This is a genomic window from Leisingera coralii (assembly GCF_049056525.1).
In the GTDB taxonomy this organism is placed as follows: Bacteria; Pseudomonadota; Alphaproteobacteria; order Rhodobacterales; family Rhodobacteraceae; genus Leisingera; species Leisingera coralii.
Window position 1 is genome coordinate 66,216 of sequence record NZ_JBHUPT010000006.1, and the last position, 8,105, is coordinate 74,320.

8 protein-coding genes are annotated in these 8,105 nt (G+C 66.8%); 6 read left to right on the plus strand and 2 right to left on the minus strand.

Annotated elements, in window-relative coordinates:
- Positions 1-231 precede the first annotated feature (231 nt).
- Positions 232-1,218 carry a calcium/sodium antiporter gene (locus ACFMBG_RS02990; protein ID WP_421053245.1) on the plus strand — a complete coding sequence of 329 codons (987 nt, stop codon included), beginning with the start codon at positions 232-234 and terminating at the stop codon, positions 1,216-1,218.
- Here ACFMBG_RS02990 and ACFMBG_RS02995 read toward each other — a convergent pair.
- Both ACFMBG_RS02995 and ACFMBG_RS03000 read right to left on the minus strand, forming a co-directional pair.
- Positions 1,188-1,937 (minus strand): DUF2270 domain-containing protein, encoded by a 750-nt coding sequence (locus tag ACFMBG_RS02995; protein WP_421053246.1) that lies wholly within the window; start codon positions 1,935-1,937, stop codon positions 1,188-1,190. The two genes, ACFMBG_RS02990 and ACFMBG_RS02995, sit on opposite strands and share 31 nt — an antisense overlap.
- Positions 1,938-2,192: 255 nt before the next feature.
- Positions 2,193-2,393, minus strand: a complete 201-nt coding sequence (locus ACFMBG_RS03000; RefSeq protein WP_421053247.1) for a hypothetical protein — start codon at positions 2,391-2,393, stop codon at positions 2,193-2,195.
- Between the two features lie 98 nt (positions 2,394-2,491).
- On the opposite strand from ACFMBG_RS03000, the gene ACFMBG_RS03005 reads away from it, so the two are divergent.
- The 5 genes from ACFMBG_RS03005 to ccoS all read left to right on the plus strand — a co-directional run bounded on the left by ACFMBG_RS03005 (position 2,492) and on the right by ccoS (position 8,011).
- The gene (locus tag ACFMBG_RS03005; RefSeq protein WP_421053248.1) at positions 2,492-3,367 is read left to right on the plus strand and encodes a LysR family transcriptional regulator; all 876 of its coding nucleotides are present in this window, start codon (positions 2,492-2,494) and stop codon (positions 3,365-3,367) included.
- A gap of 230 nt (positions 3,368-3,597) precedes the next feature.
- Entirely contained in the window at positions 3,598-5,028 is a 1,431-nt protein-coding gene (ccoG, locus tag ACFMBG_RS03010) for a cytochrome c oxidase accessory protein CcoG (RefSeq protein ID WP_421053249.1), read from the plus strand.
- A gap of 3 nt (positions 5,029-5,031) precedes the next feature.
- On the plus strand, positions 5,032-5,496 hold the full coding sequence (locus tag ACFMBG_RS03015) for a FixH family protein (protein WP_421053250.1): 465 nt from the start codon (positions 5,032-5,034) through the stop codon (positions 5,494-5,496).
- Between the two features lie 148 nt (positions 5,497-5,644).
- A complete protein-coding gene (locus ACFMBG_RS03020) occupies positions 5,645-7,822 on the plus strand; it encodes a heavy metal translocating P-type ATPase (RefSeq protein WP_421053251.1) in 2,178 nt (725 codons plus the stop codon).
- Positions 7,823-7,852: 30 nt separating this feature from the next.
- On the plus strand, positions 7,853-8,011 hold the full coding sequence (gene ccoS / locus ACFMBG_RS03025; protein WP_027235212.1) for a cbb3-type cytochrome oxidase assembly protein CcoS: 159 nt from the start codon (positions 7,853-7,855) through the stop codon (positions 8,009-8,011).
- Positions 8,012-8,105: the final 94 nt, after the last annotated feature.

An 8,105-nucleotide genomic window follows, 5' to 3' on the forward strand; every position in this document is an offset into this window, starting at 1 on the left:
CAGCCCGTGGCGGTCTGCGTGCGGTGAGCGCCAGGCCATATCACCGACCGCAAGGAGCCGCCCCGGCAGAAATCACCGCCGCGGCCTCTTGAAAACCAGGAGGCGAAAACTCACTTCCGCGCTGGACGCTTGCTGGCCACTCTGCTCTGCTTAAAAGGGTGAGGGGGCAGCACAGGCGTTGGCTGCGCGCCCCTTGGCAAAGGCAAGGGCGCATTCCCGGAAAGGTCTAACGTGTTCGATATCTGGCTGCCGCTTCTGGGCGGGCTTGTTTTGCTGATCCTGGGCGGAGAGTTCCTTGTCCGCGGGGCAGTGCGCGTTGCGGAACGCTTCGGGGTGTCGCCGCTGGTGATCGGGCTGACGCTGGTCGGTTTCGGCACCTCGGCACCGGAGCTGGTGACCTCGGTGCGGGCGGCGCTGGCCGGGGCGCCGGGCATTGCCTATGGCAATATCACCGGCTCCAACATCGCCAATATCCTGCTGATCGCCGGCGCCTCTGCCCTGATTGCCCCGATGGCGGTACAATCGGCGGCACTGCGGCGCGACGGCGGCGTCATGCTGGCGGCAACGGTGGTCTTTGCAGCGCTCGCCGCAACGGTGCCGGTGACACGGCTGGCAGGTCTGAGCTTTGTTCTGGCGCTGGCGGCCTATGTCTGGTTCACCATCCGGCAGGAGCGGATGCCATCCGCAGACCATGGCGCGCTCTATGACAAGGCCGCCGCGCTTGAGGGCGTCGACCCGGCCATTGTGCCCGAAAGCACAGCCAGGCTGCCGCTGTGGCGGCCGCTGGCCACGGCGCTGGCCGGGCTTGCCCTGGTGATCGGCGGCGGCGGCCTGCTGGTGGACGGCGCGGTTGAGCTGGCGCGGTCGATGGCGGTTTCCGAAACGGTGATCGGCCTGACAATTGTTGCTGTCGGCACCTCCGCGCCCGAACTGGCGACCTCTGTCGCTGCGGCGCTGCGCCGCCAGGGTGAGATGGCGTTCGGCAACATCATCGGCTCCAACATCTACAACCTCCTGGGCATCGGCGGCGCAACCGCCCTGATTGCGCCCTCGGATGTGCCGGAGCGGATCGCGGGCTTTGACAACCCGGTGATGGTGCTGGTGACTTTGGGCTTCCTGGCGCTGGCCTGGACTGGCCTGCGGGTGTCCCGGCGCGAGGGCGCGGTACTGCTGGCAGGCTATGCGGCCTATCTCTGGTGGCTCTGGCCGGCAGCCTGAGCCGCCGCCGAATCGGCCAGGGTCTTGGGCTTGCGCCCCGCGGCCGGCGGGCGGATGCCCAGGCCCTGCTGGTCGTAGAGGCTGCTCCAGACGGCAATGCAGCTCCAGCTCACCACATAGAGAACACCGAACACGATCACCACGCCGCCCGGCAGCGGCCCGATTTCCGCCCGTTCCAGCGCCTGGTCAAAGGACTCGATGGGGCGCGGGTGCACCGCGATCTTGCCGGCATAGGCCAGCGACTGGATCAGCAGCACCCACAGGTAGTTGCGCTTGATCCGCCGCCCGATCGATTGCAGCAGGTTGATGTGGTAATCGGGCCGGTTGTAGTCATGCGCCAGCACCTTCTGCCAGTTTTCCTCCAGATGCAGGTCGCCGTCATGCAGCATCGGCGCGTAGAAATGCTTCTCCAGCCAGCGGGCACGGGCGCGGAAGACATTGTAGAACCGGTAGCGCCGCGCCTCCAGCATCAGGAAGAAGATGATCAGGATGCCGACCAGGATCAGCGGCAGCGGCGAGGCCTCAGGCGAGGAGTAAGAAATCGACAGCGCAACGCCTAGCGTCACCACCGCCCAGTTGGTGGTGATGTCCAGCCGGGTGCGCCACATCACGCTGCGGTAAACCTCGCCGCGGTACAAATGCGCCAATGCACCGACCTCGGCCGCCGACAGCGGAGCGCGGTCCTCGGCGTCTGCCTGTCCGTTCTCTCCCTTGGCCATGGAATGAGTGTAGTTTTTTGCAGGAACCGGGCAAATTTTTGCGCCTGTTTGATCCGTGTCAAACAGCACCGTGGCGAACCGCGCTAAACACGCAGGTGAAAGAGATTACTGCCCGGCTAACATCCCCCTCCCGGGCCGCATGAGATCCCGCAAGGCCGACGTGCAGGCCAAACGGGTCATGCGCCGGTTTTCCGATCTGTTCGCGCGTTTCCTGGAAAACCGGCGCTTTTTCTTTCTCTCTTCAGGATCAAACGCTCAGATGTTCTGCGGATGGACGCAACGCGTCTTGGCCGGGCGGCGGCGCAGCCAGGCGGCCAGCCGCTTCAGCATCCCCTTGCGGAGCGTCGGTGCCTCATAGGCGCGGGGCAGCGGTCTGGCGGCGGGCAGATCGCGCAATTTCACGCAGTCCTGGCGCGTCGCGGTCAGCATCGAGCGGGCGTAGATATCGGTCAGCATGGGTTAGCCTCCTATCCTGCTGTCTGTCCCTGATCCTTGCGCGAACGGGCGATTCCTGCGAGTTAAGAAAAATCGCAACGTGTAAGGTGGAATTACATATGGACTGGTTGCACATGCCGCCGCTGGCATCACTTCGGGCCTTCGCAGCCTTCGCAGAAGCCGGAAATGTGGTGCAGGCGGGCGCGGCGCTGAATGTCAGCCACGCTGCCATCAGCCAGCAGCTGAGGGCACTGGAGGCGCATCTGGGCGTGGCGCTGCTGGACCGCAGCGGCCGGGCGCTGGCGCTGACTTCGGAAGGGGCCCATCTGGCGCGGGCGCTGCAGCTGGGCTTTGGCGCAATCCAGACGGCTGTGCAGGAGCTGTCCCGCTCCAGCGCCGCCCGGCCGCTGCATGTCACCTGCACGCCGATGTTTGCGGCCCACTGGCTGATGCCGCGGCTGCCGGGGTTCCAAGCGGAGCATCCCGGAATTGATCTGGTCCTGGACCCCTCCGGCGGCCTTGTCGAGCTGAAGCCCGGCGGCATCGACATTGCGTTGCGCTACGGCGACGGCAACTGGCCAGGGCTGGAAACGGAAAAGCTGCTGGCCTCGCCGATGGTGGTGATTGCCGCACCGGGGCTGCTTGACGGGCGGAGCGTGACGGCGCCGGAGGATCTGCTGGATCTGCCGTGGCTGGAGGAGCTGGGCACCTCGGAGGCCAGCCACTGGCTGCAGTCGCGCGGCGTCAGCGAAGGCCTGCGCGGCCCGCGCACCCGGCTGCCGGGCAACCTGCTGATGCAGGCGGTGAAGGCCGGGCAGGGGGTTGCGGTCAGCGTCCGCGCCTTTGTCGAGGAGGATCTGGCAGAGGGCAGGCTGCTGGCGCTGTTTACCGAGGGCGAGGGCCGCGGCTACCACATCGCCGCCCGCCCGGGGGTGCAGCGCCCGGAGGCGCGCAAGTTCATCGCCTGGCTCAGGCGGGAACGGCAGGCGGCCTGAAACGGCTTTCCCGCGGCGGAAAGCAGCTGCGCCCTGCCGCAATCGCTGCGCTGCGGCAACTTGCCTCTGGCGGCCTGCGGGGCGCAGGCATAGGTGGCGTTTTGCCTTCACAAGGCGCTGTGCCGGGCGCGAAAACATGATTGTGTGATGCGCTTTTTGATCCACGTCAAAGTTCTGGCACTATGCATCTGTGACAAGGGCGCCAGACAGCCACAAGACGGAGAGAGTCCGTGAGCGATTCCAACCCCGCACCAAGCCTGTACGCTGCCAGGGAACCGATTTTCCCCCGGCGCGTGTCCGGACCCTTCCGGAACCTCAAATGGTACATCATGGCGGTGACGCTGGGGATCTACTACCTGACCCCCTGGATCCGCTGGGACCGCGGGCCGTCGCTGCCGGATCAGGCGGTGCTGCTGGATCTGGCAAACCGCCGCTTCTATTTCTTCTGGATCGAGATCTGGCCGCACGAATTCTACTTTGTCGCGGGCCTCTTGATCATGGCGGGGCTGGGGCTGTTCCTGTTCACCTCTGCTCTGGGCCGGGTCTGGTGCGGCTATGCCTGCCCGCAGACGGTCTGGACCGACCTCTTCATCCTGGTGGAGCGCTGGATCGAGGGCGACCGCAATGCCCGGCTGCGCCTGCACCGGCAAAAGAAGATGGATTTCCGCAAGGCCCGCCTGCGCGTGACCAAATGGACAGCCTGGTTCCTGATCGGCCTCGCCACCGGCGGCGCCTGGGTGTTCTATTTCGCCGATGCGCCGACGCTGGCCTATGACCTGGTGACGCTGAACGCGCACCCGATCGCCTATTCCACCATGCTGGTGCTGACCGCGACCACCTTCCTGTTCGGCGGTTTCGCGCGCGAGCAGATCTGCATCTACGCCTGCCCCTGGCCGCGCATCCAGGCGGCGATGATGGATGAGGACACGCTGACCGTCGGCTACCGCGAATGGCGGGGCGAGCCGCGCGGCAAGCTGAAAAAGGGCCAGGTGGCCGAAGGGCAGGGCGACTGCATCGACTGCATGGCCTGCGTCAACGTCTGCCCGATGGGCATCGACATCCGCGACGGCCAGCAGATGGAGTGCATCACCTGCGCGCTGTGCATCGACGCCTGCGACGACGTGATGGCCAAGATCGGCAAGCCGCGCGGGCTGATCGACTATATGGCGCTGTCGGACGAGACGCTGGAACGCGAAGGCCAGCCGCCCAAGAACGTCTGGAAACACATCCTGCGGCCGCGCACCATCATGTACACCAGCCTGTGGTCGCTGGTTGGCCTGGGGCTGCTGTTTGCCCTGTTCATCCGCTCCGACATCGAGCTGACCGTGGCGCCCGAGCGCAACCCGACTTATGTGACGCTGTCCGACGGTTCGATCCGCAACACCTATGACGTGCGCCTGCGCAACAAGCACGGCGAGGACCGGGTGTTCAAACTGTCGATCAAGGGCGACCCGGCAATGCGGCTGCAGCTCGAAGGCACGGTTTATCATGCGGTCAACGTGCCGGCCGACACGGCGCTCCTGCAGCGGGTCTATATCGTCTCCGCCAAGGGGGCGGCCCCGTCACAGGCCGACACCACCCCGGTTCGCATCTGGGTCGAGGATCTGATAAACGGGGAACGCGCCCACAAGGACACCAGCTTTAACGGCAAGGGGAACTGAACCATGGCCAAGCGCGAGCGGGAATTTACCGGCAAGCACGCATTGATGCTGTTCGGCAGCGCCTTTGCGGTGATCATCGGGGTGAACATCGCCCTGGCGGTGAACGCGGTGAAGACCTTTCCGGGGCTGGAGGTGAAGAACTCCTATGTCGCCAGCCAGGAATTCGACCAGCGCCGGTCCGCGCAGGAGGCGCTGGGCTGGTCGGTCTATGCGTCCTCGCAGGGCGATACGGTCAAGCTGGAAATTACCGATGCCGATGGCAACCCGGTGGAGGTGGCCAAGCTGAGCGCCACCCTGGGCCGGGCAACCCACGTGCAGGACGATCAGCAGCCGGAGTTCACCTTTGACGGCCAGGCCTATGTGGCGCCGGCCGATCTGGGCCCGGGCAACTGGAACATCCGCATGGTGGCACGGGCTAAAAACGGCACCGAGTTCACCCAGCGCGTGATCCTGCATGTACGGGGGTAAAAGTGTTTGGGATGACGGTGGAGTATTTCGCTAAGGGCAACCCCGGCCGCGGGTGGGGGTATAGCCCCCGCCCGGGGGGGCGGCCGGGGGCTGCCCGGCGTGCCGCCGGGCGGAACGCTTTCAAACTGCCCGTTGGAAAGGCTTTTCGATGACCGCCCAGCTCCGCCCCTCGCTTGCGGCCTGTCCGGCCTGCGTCGCCGCCCCGCATGACAGTGCAGACCAGGCGCCAACCGAGGCGCGGCTGGCGCTGTCGCTGCCAGGCATCCATTGCCAGGCCTGCATCTCGGCGGTGGAGCGGGCGCTGAACGCCCATCCCGGCATCCGTTCGGCCCGGGTCAACCTGACCCTGAAACGGGCGCTGATCGAAGCAGACCCGGACGTGCGCGCCGCCGACTTGATCCCGGTTCTGGAGGGCATCGGCTACGAGGCGCATGAATTGGATCTCGCGGCGCTGGCGGCCACTGAGAACGACAAGGCCGGGCGGGACCTGCTGATGCGGCTGGCGGTGGCCGGCTTTGCCTCAATGAACGTGATGCTCTTGTCGGTGTCGGTCTGGTCCGGCGCCTCTGACGCGACCCGGGACATGTTCCACTGGATTTCCGCCGCGATCACCTTCCCGGCGATCATCTTCTCCGCCCAGCCGTTCTTTGCCAATGCCTGGACCGCCCTGCGGGTCAAGCGGCTCAACATGGACGTGCCGATCGTGCTGGCGCTGGTGCTGGCGCTGATGACCTCGCTGTGGGAGACCTTCCTGTCCGGCGAGCACGCCTATTTCGACGCCGCCCTGACGCTGACCTTCTTCCTGCTGGCGGGCCGCTACCTGGATTACCGCACCCGTGCCGTGGCGCGCTCCGCGGCCGAGGAACTGGCGGCGCTGGAGGTGCCGCGTGCGATCCGGCTGCTGGATGGGGATGAATGCGAGGTGCCGGTGGCGGATCTGGCCATCGGCGACCTGATCCTGGTGCGCCCCGGCGGGCGGATGCCGGTGGATGGCGAAATCGTTGCAGGCCAGTCCGAACTGGACCGCTCGCTGCTGACGGGCGAGACGCTGCCGGTCTTTGCCGCCCCGGGCCTGGCGGTCTCCGCGGGGGAAGTGAACCTGACCGGCCCGCTGACCATCCGCGCCACCGCGGTGGGAGAGGACACCTCGCTGCACCGTATGACCGATCTGGTTGCCATCGCCGAGTCTGGCCGCTCCCGCTACACCTCGCTCGCCGACAGTGCGGCCAAGCTCTATGCGCCGGGGGTGCACATTCTGTCGGCGCTCGCTTTTGCGGGCTGGTATCTCTACACCTTCGACATCCGCACGGCGTTGAACATCGCCGCCGCGGTGCTGATCATCACCTGCCCCTGCGCGCTGGGCCTTGCGGTGCCCGCGGTGACCACCGCCGCCTCGGGCCGGCTGTTCAAGAAGGGCATGCTGATCAAGCACGCCACCGCGCTGGAGCGGCTGGCGGAGGTGGACACCGTGGTGTTCGACAAGACCGGCACGCTGACCGCGGGTACGCCGGAAGTCACCAACCTGGGCGATCATGCCCGCGCGGATCTGGAGATTGCGCTGGCGCTGGCCGAGGGCTCCTCGCACCCCCTGTCGGTGGCTCTGTCCCGCGCCGCGCGGGAGGCCGGGGTCAAACCGGCCAGCGTGGAGGAGATCACCGAAGTGCCAGGCTATGGCGCCGAAGGCCTGTTCCGTGGCGTCCGTGTCCGCCTGGGCCGCGCGGCCTGGGTCGGCGCTGAGCAGGGCAGCCAGACGGCGGCCTGGCTCGACAGCGGGGCAGGGGCGGCGAAACCCTTCCTGTTCACCGATGCCTTGCGCCCCGGCGCGGCGGAAGCCGTGCAGGCGCTGAAGGAGGCGGGCAAGGACGTGCTGCTGATCTCCGGCGACACCACCGGCGCGGTCGAGGATCTGGCCCGGCGTCTGGGCATCGCCAAATGGGTGGCCGAGGCGCTGCCTGCGGACAAGTCCGCCCGGGTGCAGATGCTGGCGGACCAGGGCAAGAAGGTGCTGATGGTCGGTGACGGCCTCAACGACACCGCAGCCCTGGCGGCGGCGCATGTGTCCATCTCCCCGGCCTCGGCGCTGGATGCGGCGCGGGTGGCCTCCGACATCGTGCTTTTGGGCCAGGACCTTGAGCCCATAGCCGAGGCCTGCGGCGTGGCGCAGAAGGCGACCCGCCGGATCCGCGAGAACTTCCGCATTGCCACGCTCTACAACGTGATCGCGGTGCCGCTGGCGGTGGCCGGCCTGGCGACGCCCTTGATTGCGGCGCTGGCGATGTCTACCTCTTCCATTACCGTCTCCCTCAACGCGCTGCGGCTGCGCTGAGGGCGGGCCTGCAATCACGGAACCGACCCCATGAGCGTCCTCACCTACCTGATCCCGATTTCACTGATCCTCGGCGCGGTGGGGCTTGCGGCCTTCATCTACACGGTGCGCAGCAACCAGTATGACGACCCGGAAGGCGACGCCCGCCGTATCCTGAGCGACGAGTGGGACGACAAGCCCAAGCCCTGAGCGGCTTTGCAGCAAGCCAAACACTCCCGCCCCCGCAGGTGCCCTGGCTGAGGCCAGAGCCCCTTGGCGGCGTTGGGGGGGGGGGGGGGGGGGG

Excerpts from the sequence above, each read along its gene's own strand:
- ACFMBG_RS03005 (WP_421053248.1), top strand. The coding sequence starts at position 2,492 with ATGGACTGGTTGCACATGCCGCCGCTGGCATCACTTCGGGCCTTCGCA.
- ACFMBG_RS03020 (WP_421053251.1), top strand. The coding sequence starts at position 5,645 with ATGACCGCCCAGCTCCGCCCCTCGCTTGCGGCCTGTCCGGCCTGCGTC.
- ACFMBG_RS02995 (WP_421053246.1), bottom strand. The coding sequence starts at position 1,937 with ATGGCCAAGGGAGAGAACGGACAGGCAGACGCCGAGGACCGCGCTCCG.
- ccoS (WP_027235212.1), top strand. The coding sequence starts at position 7,853 with ATGAGCGTCCTCACCTACCTGATCCCGATTTCACTGATCCTCGGCGCG.
- ACFMBG_RS03015 (WP_421053250.1), top strand. The coding sequence starts at position 5,032 with ATGGCCAAGCGCGAGCGGGAATTTACCGGCAAGCACGCATTGATGCTG.
- ACFMBG_RS03000 (WP_421053247.1), bottom strand. The coding sequence starts at position 2,393 with ATGCTGACCGATATCTACGCCCGCTCGATGCTGACCGCGACGCGCCAG.